18 protein-coding genes are annotated in these 20,216 nt (G+C 74.2%); 11 read left to right on the top strand and 7 right to left on the bottom strand.

What is annotated here, in order from left to right:
- The first annotated feature begins 4 nt into the window (after positions 1–4).
- Positions 5–1,786, top strand: coding sequence for an ABC transporter ATP-binding protein (locus M1O15_RS14630; protein WP_248634277.1), 1,782 nt, complete (start codon positions 5–7; stop codon positions 1,784–1,786).
- A gap of 126 nt (positions 1,787–1,912) precedes the next feature.
- Here M1O15_RS14630 and M1O15_RS14625 read toward each other — a convergent pair whose 3' ends face one another.
- On the bottom strand, positions 1,913–2,704 hold the full coding sequence (locus M1O15_RS14625) for a metal-dependent hydrolase (protein ID WP_248634243.1): 792 nt from the start codon (positions 2,702–2,704) through the stop codon (positions 1,913–1,915).
- A 233-nt stretch (positions 2,705–2,937) separates the two neighbouring features.
- Between M1O15_RS14625 and M1O15_RS14620 the strand changes: the two genes are divergently transcribed.
- Both M1O15_RS14620 and M1O15_RS14615 read left to right on the top strand, forming a co-directional pair.
- A complete protein-coding gene (locus M1O15_RS14620; RefSeq protein ID WP_248634242.1) occupies positions 2,938–5,511 on the top strand; it encodes a DEAD/DEAH box helicase in 2,574 nt (857 codons plus the stop codon).
- A gap of 28 nt (positions 5,512–5,539) precedes the next feature.
- Positions 5,540–6,406: an acyl-CoA thioesterase gene (locus M1O15_RS14615; RefSeq protein WP_248634241.1), complete on the top strand. Its 867-nt coding sequence runs from the start codon at positions 5,540–5,542 to the stop codon at positions 6,404–6,406.
- A gap of 10 nt (positions 6,407–6,416) precedes the next feature.
- On the opposite strand, the gene M1O15_RS14610 is transcribed toward M1O15_RS14615, so the two are convergent.
- Positions 6,417–6,629 (bottom strand): DUF6011 domain-containing protein, encoded by a 213-nt coding sequence (locus M1O15_RS14610; protein ID WP_248634275.1) that lies wholly within the window; start codon positions 6,627–6,629, stop codon positions 6,417–6,419.
- A gap of 90 nt (positions 6,630–6,719) precedes the next feature.
- Here M1O15_RS14610 and M1O15_RS14605 point away from each other — a divergent pair, with 90 nt between their 5' ends.
- A complete protein-coding gene (locus M1O15_RS14605) occupies positions 6,720–7,208 on the top strand; it encodes a glutathione peroxidase (protein ID WP_248634240.1) in 489 nt (162 codons plus the stop codon).
- A gap of 52 nt (positions 7,209–7,260) precedes the next feature.
- Here M1O15_RS14605 and M1O15_RS14600 read toward each other — a convergent pair whose 3' ends face one another.
- Positions 7,261–8,487: an acyl-CoA dehydrogenase family protein gene (locus M1O15_RS14600; protein WP_248634239.1), complete on the bottom strand. Its 1,227-nt coding sequence runs from the start codon at positions 8,485–8,487 to the stop codon at positions 7,261–7,263.
- A gap of 198 nt (positions 8,488–8,685) precedes the next feature.
- On the opposite strand from M1O15_RS14600, the gene M1O15_RS14595 reads away from it, so the two are divergent.
- Positions 8,686–9,357 (top strand): TetR/AcrR family transcriptional regulator, encoded by a 672-nt coding sequence (locus M1O15_RS14595; protein WP_248634238.1) that lies wholly within the window; start codon positions 8,686–8,688, stop codon positions 9,355–9,357.
- A 148-nt stretch (positions 9,358–9,505) separates the two neighbouring features.
- Here the strand turns inward: M1O15_RS14595 and def are convergent, their stop codons facing one another.
- On the bottom strand, positions 9,506–10,054 hold the full coding sequence (gene def, locus M1O15_RS14590; RefSeq protein WP_248634237.1) for a peptide deformylase: 549 nt from the start codon (positions 10,052–10,054) through the stop codon (positions 9,506–9,508).
- A gap of 132 nt (positions 10,055–10,186) precedes the next feature.
- Between def and M1O15_RS14585 the strand changes: the two genes are divergently transcribed.
- From M1O15_RS14585 to M1O15_RS14565, 5 genes are all read left to right on the top strand, one after another.
- Complete coding sequence (locus M1O15_RS14585; RefSeq protein ID WP_248634236.1) at positions 10,187–11,434, top strand: Mur ligase family protein; 1,248 nt, start codon at positions 10,187–10,189, stop codon at positions 11,432–11,434.
- A gap of 23 nt (positions 11,435–11,457) precedes the next feature.
- Positions 11,458–12,186: a type 1 glutamine amidotransferase gene (locus M1O15_RS14580; RefSeq protein ID WP_248634235.1), complete on the top strand. Its 729-nt coding sequence runs from the start codon at positions 11,458–11,460 to the stop codon at positions 12,184–12,186.
- 193 nt (positions 12,187–12,379) lie between these two features.
- A complete protein-coding gene (locus tag M1O15_RS14575; protein WP_248634234.1) occupies positions 12,380–13,405 on the top strand; it encodes a 6-phosphofructokinase in 1,026 nt (341 codons plus the stop codon).
- 144 nt (positions 13,406–13,549) lie between these two features.
- A complete protein-coding gene (locus M1O15_RS14570; protein ID WP_248634233.1) occupies positions 13,550–14,509 on the top strand; it encodes a cytochrome c oxidase assembly protein in 960 nt (319 codons plus the stop codon).
- A 113-nt stretch (positions 14,510–14,622) separates the two neighbouring features.
- On the top strand, positions 14,623–14,781 hold the full coding sequence (locus tag M1O15_RS14565; RefSeq protein WP_248634232.1) for a hypothetical protein: 159 nt from the start codon (positions 14,623–14,625) through the stop codon (positions 14,779–14,781).
- Between the two features lie 70 nt (positions 14,782–14,851).
- Here M1O15_RS14565 and M1O15_RS14560 read toward each other — a convergent pair whose 3' ends face one another.
- On the bottom strand, positions 14,852–15,286 hold the full coding sequence (locus M1O15_RS14560; RefSeq protein ID WP_248634231.1) for an SSI family serine proteinase inhibitor: 435 nt from the start codon (positions 15,284–15,286) through the stop codon (positions 14,852–14,854).
- A gap of 428 nt (positions 15,287–15,714) precedes the next feature.
- Between M1O15_RS14560 and M1O15_RS14555 the strand changes: the two genes are divergently transcribed.
- Positions 15,715–16,323, top strand: coding sequence for a response regulator transcription factor (locus M1O15_RS14555; protein ID WP_282576735.1), 609 nt, complete (start codon positions 15,715–15,717; stop codon positions 16,321–16,323).
- On the opposite strand, the gene M1O15_RS14550 is transcribed toward M1O15_RS14555, so the two are convergent.
- Positions 16,298–18,274 (bottom strand): ATP-binding cassette domain-containing protein, encoded by a 1,977-nt coding sequence (locus tag M1O15_RS14550; RefSeq protein ID WP_248634229.1) that lies wholly within the window; start codon positions 18,272–18,274, stop codon positions 16,298–16,300. The two genes, M1O15_RS14555 and M1O15_RS14550, sit on opposite strands and share 26 nt — an antisense overlap.
- Positions 18,271–20,055 carry an ATP-binding cassette domain-containing protein gene (locus M1O15_RS14545; protein ID WP_248634228.1) on the bottom strand — a complete coding sequence of 595 codons (1,785 nt, stop codon included), beginning with the start codon at positions 20,053–20,055 and terminating at the stop codon, positions 18,271–18,273. Before M1O15_RS14545 ends, M1O15_RS14550 begins: the two co-directional genes overlap by 4 nt.
- Positions 20,056–20,216 lie beyond the last annotated feature (161 nt).

The raw sequence follows: 20,216 nt of genomic DNA, 5'->3' as shown, positions 1-20,216 counted from the left end.
CCGGGTGATCGGGGTGGCGCCGCCGGAGTACGACCCGGCGGCACCGGAGACGGCGACGATCCTGCCGGTGGCCGGGGCGGCGACCGTACGCGGGTACGTCCAGCAGCTGCTGCGCCGCCACCGGCGGGCGTTCACGCTGCTGGTGACGGTCAACGCGGTCGCGGTGGTCGCGTCCATGGTGGGCCCGGCGCTGCTCGGCGCGCTGGTGGACCGGCTGGCCGAGGGGGCGCGGGAGCTGTATCTGCCGCAGACGGTCGCGGTGTTCGCCGGGGCGCTGGCCGTGCAGACGGTGTTCGTCCGGATGGTGCGGCTGCGCGGTGCGATGCTCGGCGAGGAGATGCTCGCCGATCTGCGCGAGGACTTCCTGGTCCGGTCGGTGAAGCTGCCGCCGGGGGTGCTGGAGCGGGCGGGTACGGGCGATCTGCTGTCGCGGATCACCACGGACGTGGACCGGCTGGCGGAGGCGATGCGGGAGGCCGTGCCGCAGCTGGCGATCGGTGTGGTCTGGGCCGGGCTGCTGCTGGGCGGTCTGGCGGTCACCGCGCCGCCGCTGGCGCTCGCGGTGCTGGTGGCCGCGCCGCTGCTGATCGTCGGCTGCCGCTGGTACTTCCGGCGGGCCCCGGCCGCGTACCGCTCCGAGTCGGCCGGGTACGCGGCGGTCGCCTCGGTGCTGGCCGAGACGGTGGACGCGGGCCGCACCATCGAGGCGCACCGGCTGGGCGCGCGGCGGATCGCGCAGTCCGACCGGCGGATCAGGGAGTGGACGGCCTGGGAGCGGTACACCCTGTTCCTGCGGTCGGTGCTCTTCCCGGTGGTCAGCCTCAGCCATATGACGGTGCTGGTCGCGGTGGTGCTGGTCGGCGGGGTGGGCGTGCTGCGCGGCTGGCTGGACGTGGGCCAGCTGACCACCGGCGCGCTGCTGGCGCAGATGCTGGTGGAGCCGGTGGGGCTGATCCTGCGCTGGTACGACGAGTTGCAGATCGCCCAGGTGTCGCTGGCCCGGCTGGTCGGGGTCCGGGAGATCGAGCCGGACGCGGGCGACCCCGGGGTACGGCCGGAGGGCCGCGAAGTGCGGGCGCAGGAGGTGCGCTTCGGCTACCGCGAGGGGGTGGACGTGCTGCACCGGGTGTCGCTGGAGGTGCCGCCCGGCACCCGGGTGGCCCTGGTCGGCCCGTCCGGCGCGGGCAAGTCCACCCTGGGCCGGCTGCTGGCCGGGATCTACGGGCCGCGTACCGGGCGGGTGACGCTGGGGGCGGCCGAGCTGTCCCGGATGCCGGCCGAGCGGGTGCGGGAGCAGGTGGCCCTGGTCAACCAGGAGCACCACGTCTTCACCGGTTCGCTCCGGGACAACCTGCTGCTGGCGCGGGTGGACAGCGGTGACGAGGAGCTGTGGGCCGCGCTCGCCGCGGTGGGCGCCGACGGATGGGCGCGCGCCCTGGCCGAGCGGCTGGACACCGCGGTGGGCTCCGGCGGCCTGGCGCTGACCCCGGCGCAGGCCCAGCAGATCGCGCTGGCCCGGCTGGTGCTGGCCGACCCGCACACCCTGGTGCTGGACGAGGCGACCTCGCTGCTGGACCCCCGGGCGGCCCGCCGGCTGGAGCGCTCGCTGGCGCGGGTGCTGGACGGCCGTACGGTGGTGGCGATCGCCCACCGGTTGCACACCGCGCATGACGCGGATGTGATCGCGGTGGTGGAGGACGGCCGGATCACCGAGCTGGGCGGACACGACGAACTGGTCGCGGCCGGCGGGGCGTACGCCTCGCTGTGGCGGTCCTGGCACGGGTGACGGCGCCCTCAGCGGGGCTTTACGGGTGGGCCCCGCGGAGGCGCCCGTAAAGCCCGGCCCTGCCCGAGCCCCCGCCCGGGCCGCCGCGCAGGGTCGCCGGCACCCGCCCCCGTGTCCGGCTCCCGGTCAGATCAGGTTCAGTGCCGCCGCGGCGCCCACACCGCCCGCGAGCATGAAGACGGGCATGAGGATCTTGAGCTCGACCCAGCTGCCGGCCCGGAAGCGCAGCACCGAGGGCGGGCCGAGCGGGTACCAGCGCTTGCCCGCGATGGGCAGGGGCCACAGGATCGGGCAGCCCGAGATGGTCAGGGCGTCGCCGATGTCATGGACCAGGGCGCCCAGCACGATGGGCAGCCCGATCCAGGCGTACGCCAGCTCGGGGTCGGTGACCAGCCAGTAGGCGCCGTTGCCGGGCTGGTCGAGCACCCCGGCGAGGATCCAGGCACTGGTGGCGCCGAGTAGCCAGACCAGGACGTCGCTGGAGACCCGGGCGGCCCGCCACAGCAGTCCCTCGACGGCCAGCACCAGATGGACGAAGAGCAGGGCCAGCACCGCCCAGCGGCCGCCCTCCACGGCGAGCGTGGAGGCGCCGGCGCCGATCAGCACCGCCCACACCGCGGTGTGGGTGAGGGTGCGGTGGCCGCCGGTGCGGCGGGCGTCCCTCTTGGACTTGGTGATCTTGTAGACGGCGAAGGAGACGGCGTCCACGATTCCGCAGAGGGCGCGCGAGAGCGGGCCGAACGCGCGGGAGATGGTGGCCGACTTGTGGTCGAGATCGGGAGCGAGCGCGGCGCCCGCGCAGATCAGGGCGCCGGCCAGGAGCACCGGCCAGGGCATGGTGTGGCCGGTGGCGGCCGCGGCCGCGCCGACGCCCAGCCAGGCCGCCGCTCCGGACAGCGAGTGCGCCGGCCCCATCATCGGCCCGCTCCCCCGCCCACCATCGGACATGCGCCGCCATGGACCCGGCTGCCGCCCCGGATCAGGCACCCTCCCCGCATCCCGCCCCCGCCCCCCGTGTCGTGTGCGCGGCACCGGACTTCCCCTGTGTGGTGGCGCCACCACCGTCCGTGTTGCCCGCGAGCCGCTGCCCGTACGCCTGGACGGGCCGCACCGCTCTCGGTGCCGGGCCGCCCCGGGAAGCGTAACGCTTGGTGATCTTCGCGGGAACGGCCGGTTCTCCCTTCGGGGCTCCGGGCAGGCAAGATGGGGTCGTGACCCTTATCGATCAGCTGCCGCCGGACGCCGACCCCGATGCCCTCTTCGAGGCCTTCTCGTCATGGGCCCAGGGGCGCGGTATCACCCTCTATCCCGCGCAGGAGGAGGCGCTGATCGAGGTGGTGTCGGGGGCGAACGTGATCCTCTCCACGCCGACCGGCTCCGGCAAGAGCCTGGTGGCGGCGGGGGCGCACTTCACCGCGCTGGCGAAGGACCAGGTCACCTTCTACACGGCGCCGATCAAGGCGCTGGTGTCGGAGAAGTTCTTCGACCTCTGCAAGCTGTTCGGCACCGAGAACGTCGGCATGCTCACCGGGGACGCCTCGGTGAACGCGGACGCGCCGGTGATCTGCTGTACGGCCGAGGTGCTGGCGTCGATCGCGCTGCGGGACGGCGCGGACGCCGACATCGGCCAGGTCGTGATGGACGAGTTCCACTTCTACGCGGAGCCGGACCGCGGCTGGGCCTGGCAGATCCCGCTGCTGGAGCTGCCGCAGGCGCAGTTCGTGCTGATGTCGGCCACGCTCGGCGATGTCGCGATGTTCGAGAAGGACCTGACCCGGCGCACCGGCCGGCCGACCGCGGTGGTGCGCTCGGCGACGCGGCCGGTGCCGCTGTCGTACGAGTACCGGCTGACGCCGATCACCGAGACGCTGACCGAGCTGCTGGACACCAGGCAGGCGCCGGTCTACATCGTGCACTTCACCCAGGCGCAGGCGGTGGAGCGGGCGCAGTCGCTGATGAGCATCAACATGTGCTCCCGGGAGGAGAAGGACCGGATCGCCGAGCTGATCGGCAACTTCCGCTTCACCACCAAGTTCGGCCGCAACCTCTCCCGTTACGTCCGGCACGGCATCGGGGTGCACCACGCCGGGATGCTGCCGAAGTACCGGCGGCTGGTGGAGAAGCTGGCGCAGGCCGGGCTGCTGAAGGTGATCTGCGGGACCGACACCCTGGGCGTCGGGGTCAACGTCCCCATCCGCACGGTGCTGTTCACCGCGCTGACCAAGTACGACGGCAGCCGGGTGCGCACCCTGCGGGCGCGGGAGTTCCACCAGATCGCCGGGCGGGCCGGGCGGGCCGGCTTCGACACCGCCGGGTTCGTGGTGGCGCAGGCCCCCGAGCATGTCATCGAGAACGAGAAGGCGCTGGCCAAGGCGGGCGACGACCCCAAGAAGCGCCGCAAGGTGGTGCGGAAGAAGGCGCCGGAGGGGTTCGTCGCCTGGTCGGAGAACACCTTCGAGAAGCTGATCGCCTCCGACCCGGAGCCGCTGACCTCCCGCTTCCGGGTCACCCACACCATGCTGCTGTCGGTGATCGCTCGCCCCGGCGACGCGTTCACCGCGATGCGCCGGCTGCTTGAGGACAACCACGAGCCGCGCAGGAACCAGCTGCGGCACATCCGGCGGGCGATCGCCATCTACCGCTCGCTGCTGGACGGCGGGGTGGTCGAGCGGCTGGACACCCCGGACGCCGAGGGACGCCGGATCCGGCTGACCGTCGACCTTCAGCAGGACTTCGCGCTCAACCAGCCGCTGTCCACCTTCGCGCTGGCCGCCTTCGAGCTGCTGGACCCGGCCTCCCCCTCGTACGCGCTGGACATGGTCTCGGTGGTGGAGTCCACCCTGGACGACCCGCGGCAGATCCTGGCCGCCCAGCAGAACAAGGCCCGCGGCGAGGCGGTCGCGGCGATGAAGGCCGACGGGGTCGAGTACGAGGAGCGGATGGAGCGGCTCCAGGAGGTGTCGTACCCGAAGCCGCTGGAGGAGCTGCTCTGGCACGCGTACAACCTCTACCGCACGTCCCACCCCTGGGTCGGCGACCATCCGGTGTCGCCGAAGTCGGTGATCCGGGACATGTACGAACGGGCGCTCTCCTTCACCGAGTTCACCTCGTTCTACGAGCTGGCCCGGACCGAGGGGATCGTGCTGCGCTATCTGGCGAGCGCGTACAAGGCACTGGACCACACCATCCCGGACGACCTGAAGACCGAGGACCTGGAGGATCTGATCGCCTGGCTGGGCGAGATGGTCCGGCAGGTGGACTCCTCGCTGCTCGACGAGTGGGAGCAGCTGGCCAACCCGGAGGTGGAGACCGCCGAGCAGGCCCAGGAGAAGGCCGACCAGGTGCGTCCGGTCACCGCCAACGCCCGCGCCTTCCGGGTGCTGGTGCGCAACGCGATGTTCCGCCGGGTGGAGCTGGCCGCGCTGGACCAGGTGGCCCAACTGGGCGAGCTGGACGCCGAGTCGGGCTGGGACGAGGAGAAGTGGGCGGAGGCGATGGACGCGTACTGGGAGGAGTACGAGGACCTGGGCACCGGCCCGGACGCGCGCGGCCCCAAGCTGCTGTCCATCGAGGAGGACGAGGCGCACGGGCTGTGGCGGGTGCGGCAGACCTTCGCCGACCCCAACGGCGACCACGACTGGGGCATCAGCGCGGAGGTGGACCTCGCCGCCTCCGACGAGGAGGGCCTCGCGGTGGTCCGGGTGACCGACGTCGGGCAGCTCTGAGCGACACAGGGAAGGAAGGGACGGACGCGTGACCAACCCCGCCGAGAGACTGGTGGATCTGCTCGACCTGGAGCGGATCGAGGTGAACATCTTCCGCGGCACCAGCCCCGAGGAGTCGCTGCAGCGGGTCTTCGGCGGCCAGGTCGCCGGGCAGGCCCTGGTGGCGGCCGGGCGCACCACCGACGGGGACCGTCCGGTGCACTCGCTGCACGCCTACTTCCTGCGGCCGGGCATCCCGGGTGTGCCGATCGTCTACCAGGTCGAACGGGTGCGGGATGGGCGGTCGTTCACCACCCGCCGGGTCACCGCCGTCCAGCAGGGGAAGACCATCTTCAATCTGACGGCCTCCTTCCACCGGGCCGAGGACACCGGCTTCGACCACCAGCTGCCGCCCCGGCTGGAGTTCCCGAGCCCGGAGGAGCTGCCGACGGTGGCCGAGGAGGTGCGGGAGCACCTGGGGTCGCTGCCGGAGGCGATGGAGCGGATGGCCCGGCGGATGCCGTTCGACATCCGGTACGTGGACCGGCTGCGCTGGACGCCCGAGGAGGTCGAGGAGGCCGACCCGCGCAGCGCGGTGTGGATGCGGGCGGCCGGGCCGCTGGGCGACGACCCGCTGGTGCACACCTGCGCGCTCACCTACGCCTCGGACATGACCCTGCTGGACGCGGTCCGCATCCCAATCGAACCGCTCTGGGGGCCGCGCGGCTTCGACATGGCCTCACTGGACCACGCGATGTGGTTCCACCGGCCGTTCCGGGCGGACGAGTGGTTCCTGTACGACCAGGAGTCGCCGATCGCCACCGGCGGGCGCGGCCTGGCGCGCGGCCGGATCTACGACCGCGAGGGCCGGCTGCTGGTGTCGGTGGTGCAGGAGGGGCTGTTCCGCCGCCACTGACGGACGGGCGCTACAGCCCGGGCAGGGTGTCCTGCTCGGGCTCGCGGCGGCGGACCGGGATGTCCGGGCCGGGCGGATGGAGCTTGGCGTCGCAGGCCGGGCCGAGGCCGGTGCGCCGGGAGCCGGCGCCGGTCAGCGGGCGGCCGCACAGCCCGCAGCGGACGGTACGGCGCACGCCGTCCGGCTCGCCCTCGGGGGCCGCGTCGGGTTCCAGGCCCGGCAGGGCCTCGTCGTGAAGGGTCACCCCCGCTGTCTACCAGGCGTCCGTGCTTTGATCGAACCGACCGGCCCCGATGCTCCGAGGAGTTGCCCCATGTCCCTGTACGACATCCCGCTGCGCACCCTGACCGGTGAGCCGACCAGCCTCGCCGCGTACCGGGGGCAGGCCGTGCTGGTGGTCAATGTGGCCTCCCGGTGCGGGCTGACCCCGCAGTACGAGGGCCTGGAGCGGCTCCAGCAGCGCTACGGCGACCGCGGGCTGACCGTGGTGGGCGTGCCGTGCAACCAGTTCGGCGGCCAGGAGCCGGGCACCGCCGAGGAGATCGGCACCTTCTGCTCGGCCACCTACGGGGTGACCTTCCCGATGCTGGAGAAGACCGAGGTCAACGGGGCCGGGCGGCACCCGCTGTACACCGAGCTGACGCGGGTGGCGGACGCCGGGGGCGAGGCCGGGGACGTGCAGTGGAACTTCGAGAAGTTCCTGATCGGCCCGGACGGCGCCGTGGTCCGCTTCCGCCCGCGCACCGAGCCGGAGGCCCCGGAGCTGGTGGCGGCGGTCGAGGAGCGGCTGCCGGCGGTCTGAGCCGGGCGCGGGCCCGGCCCCCTCGTGGTGAGGGGGCCGGGCGGGCCGGTCGTCAGCGGATGGGCATCCCGGAGAGGGTGCGGGCCAGGACCAGGCGCTGGATCTCGCTGGTGCCCTCGAAGATGGTGTAGATCGCGGCGTCCCGGTGCATCCGCTCCACCGGGTACTCCCGGGTGTAGCCGTTGCCGCCGAGGATCTGGATGGCCTGGCCGGTGACCTTCTTGGCGACCTCGCTGGCGTACAGCTTGGACATCGAGCCCTCGGCGGAGGTGAAGGGCTTGCCGGTGGTGGCCATCCAGGAGGCGCGCCACACCAGCAGCCGGGCGGCGTCGATCTGGGTGCGCATGTCGGCGAGCTGGAAGGCGACGCCCTGGTTGTCGATGATCGGCCGGCCGAACTGGGTGCGGGTCTTGGCGTAGTCGAGCGCGACCTCGTAGGCGGCGCGGGCGGTGCCGACCGCCATGGCGCCGACGGCCGGGCGGGAGGCCTCGAAGGTGGCCATGGCGGCGTTCTTGAGCCTCTCCCCGCCCGCCTTGGCCTTCTCGCGGGCCCGGGCCAGGCGCTGGTCCAGCTTCTCCTTGCCGCCGAGCAGGCAGTGCCCGGGGACGCGGACGTCCTCCAGCACCACCTCGGCGGTGTGCGAGGCGCGGATGCCGTGCTTCTGGAACTTCTGCCCCTGGGAGAGCCCGGCGGTGCCGGGGGGCACGATGAAGGAGGCGTGGCCCTTGGAGCCCAGCTCGGGGTCGACCACCGCGACGACCACATGGACGTTCGCGATGCCGCCGTTGGTGGCCCAGGTCTTGGTGCCGCCCAGCACCCACTCGTCCTTGGCCTGGTCGTAGACGGCGCGGGTGCGCATGGCGGACACGTCCGAGCCGGCGTCCGGCTCGGAGGAGCAGAAGGCGGCCACCTTGACGTCGCCGGGGTCGCCGTACATCTGCGGCACCCAGGTGCCGATCTGCTCCTCGGTGCCGTTGGCGAGCACGCCGACGGCGGCCAGTCCGGTGCCGACGATGGACAGCGCGATGCCGGCGTCGCCCCAGAACAGCTCCTCCATGGTCATCGGGATGCCGAGGCCGGTGGGGTCGAAGAACTGCTGGGCGTAGAAGTCGAGCGAGTAGATGCCGACCTTGGCCGCTTCCTGGATGATGGGCCAGGGCGTCTCCTCCCGCTCGTCCCACTCGGAGGCGGCCGGCCGGATCACGTCCCTGGCGAAGCCGTGCAGCCAGTCGCGGACCTGCTTCTGGTCGTCGTTGAGATCGAGCGTGAACTCGGCCATCGTTTCCCTCCCTGCGTGTTACCTGCGGTAACCGCAGTCTGTTACCGGCAAGTAGAATCTGTCAACCGGCGGCTGACCGGCACAGGTGTTACGTTGCGGGGTCCTGCGTACGACCAGGACGACCAGTCAGACCAGTACGACGAGTGCGACGCGTACGGCCGGTGCCGGCCGGCCTGCGCACGGGCGGGGAGAGACGCTATGGAGACCACACACCGGAGCGAGCCGGAGCGCTCGGCCGAGCGGCGGCGGCACGAGCTGCTGGAGGCCGCGGACCGGGTGGTCCTGCGCGACGGGCCGCAGGCGTCGATGAACGCGATCGCCGCCGAGGCCGGTATCACCAAGCCGATCCTGTACCGGCACTTCGGCGACAAGGGCGGGCTGTACCGGGCGCTCGCCCAGCGGCACACCGACGCCCTGCTCGCCGCGCTGCGCAGCGCCCTGGACGCGCCCGCCGGGCGGCGCGAGCGGGTGGAGGCCACCCTGGACACCTATCTGGCCGCCATCGAGGCCCGGCCGCAGGTCTACCGCTTCCTGATGCACCCCTCCGAGGACTCCAGCCAGCACGTCCCGGCCGGGGAGGGCCAGGGCGGCGCGGAGCACGGCTTCGACATCGGCCGGCACTCCGCCCCGGTGCTGCGCCGGATGGGCGAGGAGCTGGCCCGGGTGATCGCCGAGCGGATAGACCTGGGCCCGGGCGGAGCGGTGCTGGCCCGGGTGTGGGGGCATGGCATCGTCGGCATGATGCACGCGGCCGGCGACTGGTGGCTGGGCGAACGCCCCTGCACCCGGGCGGAGTTGGTACGGGGCCTGGCGGACCTGCTCTGGGGGCGGCTGGAGGGCGTGCCGGACCGGGAGGGCCAGGGGTTCTGACGGCGCCCCGTGAGTGAGGAGACACGGCCGCCGCCCCACCCCCGTACGGCCGTACAACGGTCCCTGGACCGCCGGACCCGGACGTACCGTGGGCTCACGGGGGCGCGGACCGGCACCGAGGGGGCCCATGGCGGCGGCAGGCGGCGGGCTAGGCGGGGCGCCACTCCCAGGGGGCGCGGCGGGCCCGGCGGAGCAGCCGGGTGCGGCGCAGCCCGGTGAGGTGGTCGGCGTAGACGGTGCCGTCCAAGTGGTCGCACTCGTGCTGGAGGCAGCGGGCGAAGAAGCCGGTGCCCGCCACCCGCACCGGGGCGCCGGTCAGATCGGTGCCCTCGACCACCGCGTGGTCGTACCGCTCGGTGCCGGCCTCCAGACCGGCCAGCGACAGACAGCCCTCCGGGCCGCGGACGGTGACGCCGTCGGCCTCCACCAGGCGGGGGTTGACCACATGGCCGAGGTGGCGGACCTCCTCGTCGTCCGGGCAGTCGTAGACGAAGACCCGGGCGTCCACACCGATCTGGTTGGCCGCCAGGCCCACCCCGTCGGCCGCGTACATGGTGGCGAACAGATCCTCGACCAGCTCGGCGAGGGCGCCGTCGAAGGCGGTGACGGGCTGGCAGGGGGTGTGCAGCACCGGGTCGCCGAACCGCCGCACGGCTCGTACGCGGCCGGAGCTGCCGGGGATCGGCCGGTTGCGCATGGCACCACCCTAATCGCGCCCCCGGAGCCCCTGCTCCGGGCCCGACCGGGGGTTTCGGCAGGTGGCGCGGTTCGGTGCCCGCCGGAGTCTCGATAGGCTGGCCCAGGACCCACGCTAGGAGGAACGAGGACGATGGCAGGACACCCCGGCAATCCTGAGCCGCTGTCGCCGCGAGCCAAGCTGGCCGTGACGGCGGGCAAGGCCGCAGCGGCGGTGTCGCGCGCGGCGGGACGCGGCAGCGGATCGGTGATCGGCGGCCGGGTGGCGCTCAAGCTCGACCCCGACCTGCTGGGGCGGCTGGCGCAGCACCTGGACGTCGTCCTGGTGTCCGCGACCAACGGCAAGACGACCACCACCCGGCTGATCGCGGAGGCCCTGGGGGCCGCCGGGCCGGTGGTGTCCAACGCGCTCGGCGCCAACATGCCGGCGGGCATCACCTCGGCACTGGCCGGCGGTTCGGACGCCCGGTTCGGTGTGATCGAGGTGGACGAGAAGTACCTCGCCGGGGTCGCCCGGGACGTCACCCCCAAGGCGATCGCGCTGCTCAACCTCTCCCGCGACCAGCTCGACCGGGCCGCCGAGACGCGGATGCTGGCCGAGAAGTGGCGTGAGGGGCTGTCCGGCAGCAAGGCCGTGGTGGTGGCCAACGCGGACGACCCGCTGGTGGTGTGGGCCGCGTCCTCCTCCCCCAACGTGGTCTGGGTGGCGGCCGGTCAGGAGTGGAAGGACGACGCCTGGTCCTGCCCCGCCTGCGGCGGTGTGATGCAGCGCCCCGGCGACGACTGGTTCTGCGGCGAGTGCGGCTTCCGCCGCCCCGCGCCCAGCTGGGTCCTCAGCGGTGACCACGTCCTCGACCCGCACGGCTCGGCCTGGCCGATCCACCTCCAGCTGCCGGGCCGCGCCAACAAGGCCAACGCCGCCAGCTCCGCGGCCGTCGCGGCCGTGTTCGGGGTGCCGCCGCAGGTCGCGCTGGAGCGGATGTACCAGGTGCAGGCGGTGGCCGGCCGGTATGACACGGTCACCTTCCTGGAGCGCGAGATCCGGCTGCTGCTGGCGAAGAACCCGGCCGGCTGGCTGGAGACCTTCTCGCTGATCGACCCGCCGCCGACGCCGGTGATCCTCTCGGTCAACGCCCGCGGCGCGGACGGCACCGACACCTCCTGGCTGTGGGACGTCGACTACACCCGGCTGGCCGGGCACCCGATCTCGGTCATCGGCGACCGGCGCCTGGACCTGGCCGTCCGGCTGGAGGTCGCGGGGCTGGACTTCCGGGTGTGCGAGACGCTGGACGAGGCGGTGCAGCTGGCCCCGCCCGGGCGGATCGAGCTGATCGCCAACTACACCGCCTTCCAGGACGTCCGCCGCCGCGTCGGCAACTGACCCCCCTCGCAAAGGACATGAGCATGAGCGACAGCAGTCTGCGGCTGGTGTGGGTCTACCCGGACCTGCTCAGCACCTACGGTGACCAGGGCAACGCCCTGGTGGTCGAGCGCCGCGCCCGGCAGCGCGGGCTGGATGTGCAGCGGGTGGACGTGCGCAGTGACCAGCCGATCCCGACCTCCGGCGACATCTACCTGATCGGCGGCGGTGAGGACCGCCCGCAGCGGCTGGCGGCCGAGCGGCTGCGCCGGGACGGCGGGCTGAACCGCGCGGCGGAGAACGGCGCGATCATCTTCTCGGTGTGCGCCGGCTACCAGATCCTCGGCCACGAGTTCATCAACGACCTCGGCGAGCGCGAGCCGGGCCTCGGGCTGATCGACGTGATCTCCACCCGAGGCGAGGGTGCCCGCTGCGTCGGCGACGTGCTCGCCGACATCGACCCGCGGCTCGGCCTGCCGCAGCTGACCGGCTTCGAGAACCACCAGGGCGTCACCCACCTCGGCCCGACCGCCCGCCCGTTCGCCCGGACCGTGTTCGGCAACGGCAACGGGACCGGCGACGGCACCGAGGGCGCGTACAATGAGACCGTCTTCGGCACGTACATGCACGGGCCGGTGATGGCGCGCAACCCGCAGATCGCCGACCTGCTGCTGAAGCTGGCGCTGGACGTCAACGCCCTGCCGCCGACCGACGACCGGTGGTACGAGGCGCTGCGCGACGAGCGGATCGCCGCCGCCTCCCAGCCCGCCTGACGCACGGCCCACGAGGGACCGGCAGCCGTGGACGGCTGCTGGTCCCTCGCTGTCGTCGCCGGTTCGTGCGCAGTCCGTCCGAGGGCCGGACTTCAGGATTCGGCGCCGCCACCGTACGCCGGTAGGGTGGCGGGGATTCCAGCCGGACGACGTGGTCCGGGAGTCGGCCCACGTTGCAAAGGTATTTCGGGCTATGCGCATAGGTGTGCTCACCTCCGGCGGCGACTGCCCCGGTCTGAACGCCGTCATCCGCTCCGTCGTGCACCGCGCGGTCGTCGACCACGGGGACGAGGTCATCGGCTTCCACGACGGCTGGAAGGGCCTGCTGGAGGGGGACCACCGCCCGCTGGACCTGGACGACGTGGCCGGCATCCTGGCCCGCGGCGGCACCATCCTGGGCTCCTCCCGGGTGCAGCCCGGCCATCTGGTGGACGGGGTGGAGCGGGCCAAGGGCCATGTGGCCGACCTGGGCCTGGACGCGATCATCCCGATCGGCGGCGAGGGCACCCTGAAGGCGGCGAACATCTTCGCCGAGGCGGGGCTGCCGATCGTCGGGGTGCCGAAGACCATCGACAACGACATCGCCTCCACCGACGTCACCTTCGGCTTCGACACCGCGGTCGGGGTCGCCACCGAGGCGCTGGACCGGTTGAAGACCACCGCCGAGTCCCACCAGCGGGTGCTGATCGTGGAGGTCATGGGCCGGCACACCGGCTGGATCGCCCTGCACTCCGGGATGGCGGCCGGCGCGCACGCCATCGTGGTCCCCGAGCGCCCCTTCGACATCGAGGAGCTGGCGGCCCGGGTCGGCGCCCGCTTCGAGGCGGGCAAGCGGTTCGCCATCGTGGTGGCCGCCGAGGGCGCCAAGCCGCGCGAGGGCTCCATGGAGTTCGACGAGGGCGGCAGGGACATGTACGGCCACGAGCGGTTCGCCGGGATCGCCCGGCAGCTGTCCGGGGAGCTGGAGCGCCGGCTCGGCAAGGAGGCCCGCCCGGTGATCCTCGGGCACGTCCAGCGCGGCGGGACGCCGACCGCCTACGACAGGGTGCTGGCCACCCGGTTCGGCTGGCACGCGGTGGAGGCGGCGCACCGCGGCGAGTTCGGCATGCTGACCGCGCTGCGCGGCACCGACATCGTGATGGTGCCGCTGGCCGAGGCCGTGAAGACGCTGAAGACGGTGCCCACCGAGCGGTACGCGGAGGCCGAGACGGTGCTCTGAATCCTCTCGGATCCCCAGGGACCCGCCCCCGGTCGCAGCCGCGTCCGGGGGCGGTTCTAGTCTGGTGCGGCAAGCAGACGTCCGGTGGCCAACGGTGGCCAACCGGATGTAGCGGACATACCAGTACGAACCAGGAGCCGGCGGATGGATCACAGCGGGCACGGCATGACCATGGACCTGCCGCCGTTCACGCTGGAGCGGGGCCTCGCCTACTCACCGGACACCTTCTTCCTGGTCGGCTGCCTGCTGGCGCTCGCCCTGTACGGCTGGGGCGTGGCGCGGCTGGGGCGGCGGGGGGACGCCTGGCCGATCGGCCGCACGGCGGCCTTCGCCGCGGGTGTGCTGAGCGTGGCGCTGGTGACCTGCACCGGGCTGAACGACTACGGCATGGCCATGTTCAGCGTGCACATGGTGCAGCACATGGTGATCAGCATGCTGTCGCCGATCCTGCTGCTGCTGGGCGCCCCGGTCACCCTGGCGCTGCGGGCGCTGCCGGTGGCCTCCCGGCGCGGCGCCAAGGGGCCCCGGGAGCTGCTGCTGGCGCTGCTGCACAGCCGCTATCTGCGGATCGTCACCCACCCGGCGTTCACCATCCCGCTGTTCATCGCCAGCCTGTACGCGCTGTACTTCACCCCGCTGTTCGACTTCCTGATGGGCTCCAAGCCGGGCCATGTCGGGATGATGGTGCACTTCCTGGCGGTGGGGCTGGTGTTCTTCTGGCCGATCATGGGCGTGGACCCGGGCCCGCACCGGCCGGGTTATGTGATGCGGATGCTGGAGCTGTTCGCCGGGATGCCGTTCCACGCCTTCTTCGGCATCGCGCTGATGATGGCGAGCGAGCCGATGGTGGAGGTCTACCGCAACCCGCCGGCCTCCCTCGGCATCGACGCCCTGACCGACCAGAACGCGGCGGGCGGGATCGCCTGGGCGTTCAGTGAGATCCCCTCGGTGCTGGTGCTGATCGCGCTGGTGTACCAGTGGTACCGCTCCGAGCAGCGCCAGGCGGTGCGCAAGGACCGGGCGGCCGACCGGGACGGCGACAAGGAGCTGGCGGCGTACAACGCCTATCTGGCCTCGCTGCGGACCCAGTCGCGCGGGCGGTAGCCGACCGGGAGCGGCTGTGCGGAACGGCGGAATCCGGCTGTCCCGGACGGTGGCGCGCAAGCGGCCGTCCGGGTGACCATGGAGGAGTGGTCGCGGCCGGGAGGAGAGCCCGTATGTCCGGTTCCACGAAGACGATGAGCGTGCTGACCGTCGGGGTGCTGGTGCTCACGACGGCGTACACGGTGGCGCTCGGCAGCAACGGCTGGCTGTGGTTCGGCTGGGTGGTGCTGGGCCTGGTGACGATCGGGGTGGCGGCCATCCGGGACGCCTGACGGCTGTCTGGTGGCCGGTGCGGTCCGGTGACGGGCGCGGGGTTTCCGCCACCGGACCGGTGGGGTGTGATCAGAAGCGGAAGAGCGCCCCGGTGGCGGTCTGCATCTGGCAGGCGTTGCCGTAAGACTTCCGCCAGTCCACGGGCAGTCCGCGCCACTCCCCCGCCGCGCGGACGGTGACCGGGTCGAACCGCTTGGTGCAGGGGCGCTCCTCGCCGCTCAGCCTGTCGAGGTTGCCGCGCGCGGTGTCCAGGGCGGCGCAGGCGGCCTTGGCCTCGGGGTGCGGGCCCGAGGGCACCGGTGCGCAGCTCAGCCGTACGCCGCGGATCCAGCTGTCGCCCGAGCCGGAGACGGTGAGGAACAGCCCCTCGGGGGCGGTCGGCGCGGTGGCCTGGGGCTCGGCCGAAAGGTCTACGGGGTCGGTGCCGGCGTGCGCGGGAAGGGCCGCGGCACAGGTGAGCAGGGCGGCCGCGGCGGCGGCGCCGGCGATGGCACGGAGGGTCATCTCGTACTCCCGGGAGTCTGTCGCGAGACCCGGCCCGCCCGGTGGGGTGCGGGGGCCGGGCAGCCGGGGGTGGGCCGGCAGGAACAGCGGTACCCCCGGTCGCGCCGGTGCGGGCGTGGCGCGCCGGAGCGTCCCGCGTACGGCCCACCGGCCCGCCCCGGCATATCCCACGGACGGCGTATGGACGGCGTGCGGACCCGCGGGAACGCTCTTACCAGCTCCCGGCGCATGTACGCGGCAGTTGCGCGCGGCACACGCGGGCGCGGTGGGTGCACGTAGGGCGCAGGGGTCGCATAGGTGCTACCGACACATGCCGCGATACACAGCGGGGGGAGGTTCCGTTCCGGCCACCCTGGGCAGTCGCATGGGTGACCATACGGATGCCCGGAGTGATCACGCGCCGGGTTGACGACCGGGAGGGGATGGCCATGACGAGGGTGCTCGTGCTGCACAGCGTCAGCCTGATGCGCTCCGCGCTGGCGGCGCTGCTGAAGACGGAGGGCTCGTTCGAGGTGAGCTCGGCCGGCTGGCGGTCGGCCCGGCGGTACGTCGGCGCGTTACGGCCGGACGTCTGTGTGGTGGACCTGGACTGTCCGGGTACCGCGGCCCTCCTGGAGGGCGGGGAAAGAGACGGCGAGGCGTGTCCGGTGCCCCGCGCCGGGCTGCTGGTGCTGGCGTCGGCGGGACGGCCGGGGGCGCTGCGAAGAGCCTTCGAGGCCAGGGCGCTGGGCTTCGTGGACAAGCACGGCTCCCCGCAGCGGCTGGTCAGAGGCATCACCAAGGTGGCGGCGGGCGAGCGGTTCGTGGACGAATCGCTCGCTTTCGGCTTTCTGGAGGCCTCCCGGATGCCGCTGACCGCGCGGGAGCTGAGCGTGCTGGCGCGGGCCGCCGAGGGCGAGTCCATAGCGGAGATAGCGCGCGGGCTGCATCTGTCCAACGGGACGGTGCGCAACTACATGGCGTCGGCGACGCGGAAGGTGGGAGCGCGCAACCGCATCGACGCCATAAGGATCACCCAGGGCGCCGGCTGGGTGTGACCTCCGGGTCCCGGGGGCGCTCCGCAGCGGTGGACGCGCCCCGGGGGCGGTGCGGCGCCGGCGGGTCCTCGGGCCCCCAGCGGCCGACCAGGTCGCGGTACAGCTCCGAGCGGCCGAGGAGTTCGCGGTGCGGGGCGCACCGGGCCCGGTCGCCGTCCAGGACCAGGACCCGGTCGGCCCGTACGGCGGAGCTGATGCGGTGGGCGACCACCACCAGGGTGCCGGGGCGGGCGGCGAGCGCCCGCTCGGCCCGCTCCTCGGTGTCCGGATCGAGATGGCAGGTGGCCTCGTCCAGCAGCAGCAGCGGGGCCGGGGAGAGGTGGGCGCGGCCCAGGGCCAGTCGCTGGCGCTCGCCCGCGGAGAGGCGGCGCGGGTCGAGGACGGCGTCCAGCCCGCCGAGCCGCCGGACCAGCTCACCGAGGTCCAGGGCCCGGACGGCCTCGGCGACCTCGGCGGCGCTCGCCTCGGGCCGGAGGTAGCGGAGGTTGTCGCGCACGGTGCCGGTGAAGACGTACGCCTGCTGGGGCAGCAGCGCGCGGCGCGACTCCGGGTGCGCCGGTCCGTCCGCCCCGGCCGGGACGCCGGCGACCCGTACGGTGCCCCGGTCGGGGGCGAGCGTCCCGGCGAGCAGCGCGGTGAGGGTGGACTTGCCGATGCCGCTCGGTCCGACGACCGCCAGGTGCTCGCCCTGCGCCACCCGAAGGTCCAGCCCGGCCAGTACGGGGCGGGCCCCCGGCCCGTACGCGAAGGTGACCCCGCGCAGCTCGGCGGCGGGCACCCGGCCGGCCGTCCCGGGGGGCGGCGGTACGGGGGCGGGGGCCGAGGCCGAGGGCGGCGGTACGGGGAGAGGGGCCGGTGCGGTGTCGGGCGCGGAGACCGCAGCGGGGCGGGGCGGTACCGGGGCCGGTGCGGCAGTGGGCGGGGACGGCGGTACGGGTACGGGGGCGGGGGCCGTCGCCGGGGCGGGGGCGGGGTCGTCGGGGCGGTGGGTGAAGCGGTCCAGGACGACCAGCAGCCGGGTGCCCGCGGTGCCGAAGGCGGTCATCAGCTCGTGCAGCGCGGGCAGCAGCGCCTGCACCAGATAGGTGAGCGCGCCCAGCAGCGCGCCCGCGGTCATCCCGCCGTCCAGCAGCCAGGGCGTGGCCAGCAGCAGCGCCACCACCGGCAGCCGGCCCGCGGCACCCAGTGCCAGTGCCCGTACCGCCGCCCAGCGGGCCAGCGCCCGGGAGAGCCGGGCCTCGGCGGCGATCAGCCCTCCGGTGTCGGCGGCCACCCGCGCCCCGGCGCCGCTCGCCGCCACATCGCGCAGCCCCGCGCCGATCGCCCCGACCCGCGCGGACAGCGCCTCGTCGGCGTCCAGATAGGCCCGCTGGGCGGCGGCCATCGGCGGGAAGGTGGCGGCGAACAGCACCAGCCCGGCCAGCAGCGGCGGCACCACGACCAGCAGCAGCGCGGGCGCCAGCGAGGCCATGCCGAGCAGCGCGCCGGCCGTGGTGAAGACGAACGAGCGGGCGGTCAGCACCAGTCCGGCGAAGCTGTCCCGGGCGATCTCGGTCTGGTGGGTGAGCCGGGACACCGCGGCGGTCGCGCCGGCGCGCGCCGGGTCGGCGAGGGCCGCGCCGAGTGCCTGGTCCACCGCGCGGCGCACCAGTCCGTCCCGGAGCGGTTCGACCAGTCCGGCGAGCCCGGTGAAGACCCCGCGGACGGCGAGCCCGCCGAGCAGTACGGCGGCCGCGGCTACCGTGAGCCAGAGCAGTCCGGTGCCGGTACGGCCGGCCAGGAAGCCGTCGTCGAGCGCCCGGGCGACGCCGTAGCCGCCGAGGAAGGTCTGCGCGGCCTCCAGCAGGGACCAGCCGGAGAGCGCGAGCAGCACCCGGCGGCGTCCGCGCAGGAAGCGGCGGCCCTCGGGCAGCACCCGGCCGAGGGCGCCCCGCTCACCGGACGCGGTCATCGGGCCTGCCCCTGGGTCTCCTGGTCGGCTCCGGTGAAGACGGCCCGGTAGTCGGGGTCCCGCCAGAGCTGCCGGTGCGGTCCGGTGGCGCGGATCCGGCCGCCGTCCAGCCAGACCACCAGGTCGGCGCCGATCGCGGTGGAGAGCCGGTGGGCGATGACCAGGCGGGTGCCGGGGCGGACCTCGCGGGCGAGTGCGCGCTCCACCTCCCGCTGGGTGACGGTGTCCAGGCCCGACATGGCGTCGTCCAGCACCAGCAGCCGCCCGGCGTGGGCGAACGCCCGGGCCAGGCCCAGTCGTTGGCGTTCGCCGCCGGAGAGCGGGGCGTCGGCGAGGAGGGTGTCGTAGCCGTACGGGAGCCGCTGGACGAAGCCGTCGGCACCGGCCGCGCGGGCGGCGGCCCGTACCGCCTCCGGATCGGGCCGCTCGGCGCCGAAGGCGATGGCGTCGGCGACGGTGGGGCCGAAGAGCGCGGGCCGGGCGAAGGCGTGGCCGACCTCGCGGCGCAACTCCCCCTCGGTGAGCCGGTCCAGGGGCACCCCGTCGAGCAGCACCCGGCCCTCGTCGGGGTCGGTCAGCCGGCCGGCGACCGCGGCGAGCAGCGACTTGCCGGAGCCGGAGCGGCCGACGACCGCCGCGGTGGCCCCGCCGGGCACGGTGAGGGTGAGGGCGACCAGGACCCGGTGGCCGTCCCGGACCACGGCGACCCCGCGCAGCTCCAGGGTGCCGGGCCCGTCGGCGGGCAGGGTCAGCGGGCCGTGGGCGACCGGGGGCAGGGTGGCGGGCCCGGCGGTGCGGCGGGCGGCGGCGCGGCCCCGGACCAGGGTGGCGAGGACGGCGGCCACCGCGCCGATCCCGGCGGCCAGCGCGGCGTACCGGGAGGCGGCGACCAGTTCGCCGACGCCCAGGTGCCCGGCGGCCAGCCGGACGCCGCCGACGGCCAGGACCAGGCAGACCAGCAGCGGCATCAGCACCCCGCTGCGGGCGACGGCCCGTCCGTAGACCAGCCACATGGCCCGGCCCTCGGCGCCGAGCCGGGGCAGGTCGGCGAGGATGCGGCGCCGTTCGCGCCCGGCGGTGCCGGCGGCGGCCACGGTGGAGGCGCCGTCCAGCACCTCGGCGAGCCGGTCCGCGATGGCCGCCTGGACGTGCTGGTAGCGGCCCACCGCCGCCGAGGAGGAGCGTGCGAACGCCCGGAGCAGCAGGACCAGCAGGGGGACGCCGAGCAGGAAGGCGGCGGCGGTCCAGGGGTCGATCAGCACCAGGGCCACCAGGGCGCCGAGCGGCGGGAGTACGGCGGCGAGCGCGCCCGCGGCGGCGGCCGGGACGGTGCCGGCCTCGGTGGCGTTGGCGGTCAGCCGGGTGGCCAGGTCGCCGGGGGCGAAGCGGGCGGTGGCGCGGCCCGGGTCGGCGCCGAGCAGCCGGCCGAGCGCCCGGGTCCGCAGCCAGGCGGTGGAGCGGGCGCCCACGGTGCCGTTGAGCAGGGCGGTGGCCGCGTCGAGGAGCACCTCGGCCACGATGAGCGCGGCGCAGAGCGCGACCCACCGGGTGGCGTCCGGGTCGCGGCTCAGCAGCAGGTCCAGGCTGCGGCCGAGCACGGCGGGCTCGGCGAGGGAGGCCGCGGCGGAGGCGAGGGAGCAGAGCAGGATGACCGCGCTGCGGCCGCCGCTGTGGCGCAGCGCGCCGCGCAGCTCGCGGTCGCCGGCGGCCGCGGAGTCGGCGGCCGGGACTGGGTCGCCACCGGGGGCCGGGTCGGCGCCCTTGGCCGGCGCAGTGGTCATCGCGGCGGTGTCCTCCTGGTGGTGGGGCCCGGGACGCGGATACGGCCCGTGCCGGCCCGGTGAGCCGGGCGCGGTACGGGCCGCCGCGCCGGCCGCAGGCGGAGGCGGCCGACCGGAGAACCCGGGCGGCCGCGAGGGCCGCCCGGGATCGGTGTCCGGGA

Origin of the sequence: Streptomyces lichenis (assembly GCF_023218175.1) — a bacterium.
GTDB classification, from domain to species: domain Bacteria; phylum Actinomycetota; class Actinomycetes; order Streptomycetales; family Streptomycetaceae; genus Streptomyces; species Streptomyces lichenis.
The sequence above is the reverse complement of the archived record's forward strand: the minus strand, read 5'-3'. Positions and strand labels throughout refer to the sequence as shown.

Bases quoted from the DNA above. Each gene is read 5' to 3' on its own strand.
- M1O15_RS14625 (WP_248634243.1), bottom strand. From the start codon at position 2,704: ATGATGGGGCCGGCGCACTCGCTGTCCGGAGCGGCGGCCTGGCTGGGC.
- M1O15_RS14605 (WP_248634240.1), top strand. From the start codon at position 6,720: ATGTCCCTGTACGACATCCCGCTGCGCACCCTGACCGGTGAGCCGACC.
- M1O15_RS14600 (WP_248634239.1), bottom strand. From the start codon at position 8,487: ATGGCCGAGTTCACGCTCGATCTCAACGACGACCAGAAGCAGGTCCGC.
- M1O15_RS14595 (WP_248634238.1), top strand. From the start codon at position 8,686: ATGGAGACCACACACCGGAGCGAGCCGGAGCGCTCGGCCGAGCGGCGG.
- def (WP_248634237.1), bottom strand. From the start codon at position 10,054: ATGCGCAACCGGCCGATCCCCGGCAGCTCCGGCCGCGTACGAGCCGTG.
- M1O15_RS14585 (WP_248634236.1), top strand. From the start codon at position 10,187: ATGGCAGGACACCCCGGCAATCCTGAGCCGCTGTCGCCGCGAGCCAAG.
- M1O15_RS14580 (WP_248634235.1), top strand. From the start codon at position 11,458: ATGAGCGACAGCAGTCTGCGGCTGGTGTGGGTCTACCCGGACCTGCTC.
- M1O15_RS14575 (WP_248634234.1), top strand. From the start codon at position 12,380: ATGCGCATAGGTGTGCTCACCTCCGGCGGCGACTGCCCCGGTCTGAAC.
- M1O15_RS14570 (WP_248634233.1), top strand. From the start codon at position 13,550: ATGGATCACAGCGGGCACGGCATGACCATGGACCTGCCGCCGTTCACG.
- M1O15_RS14565 (WP_248634232.1), top strand. From the start codon at position 14,623: ATGTCCGGTTCCACGAAGACGATGAGCGTGCTGACCGTCGGGGTGCTG.
- M1O15_RS14560 (WP_248634231.1), bottom strand. From the start codon at position 15,286: ATGACCCTCCGTGCCATCGCCGGCGCCGCCGCCGCGGCCGCCCTGCTC.
- M1O15_RS14555 (WP_282576735.1), top strand. From the start codon at position 15,715: ATGACGAGGGTGCTCGTGCTGCACAGCGTCAGCCTGATGCGCTCCGCG.
- M1O15_RS14550 (WP_248634229.1), bottom strand. From the start codon at position 18,274: ATGACCGCGTCCGGTGAGCGGGGCGCCCTCGGCCGGGTGCTGCCCGAG.
- M1O15_RS14545 (WP_248634228.1), bottom strand. From the start codon at position 20,055: ATGACCACTGCGCCGGCCAAGGGCGCCGACCCGGCCCCCGGTGGCGAC.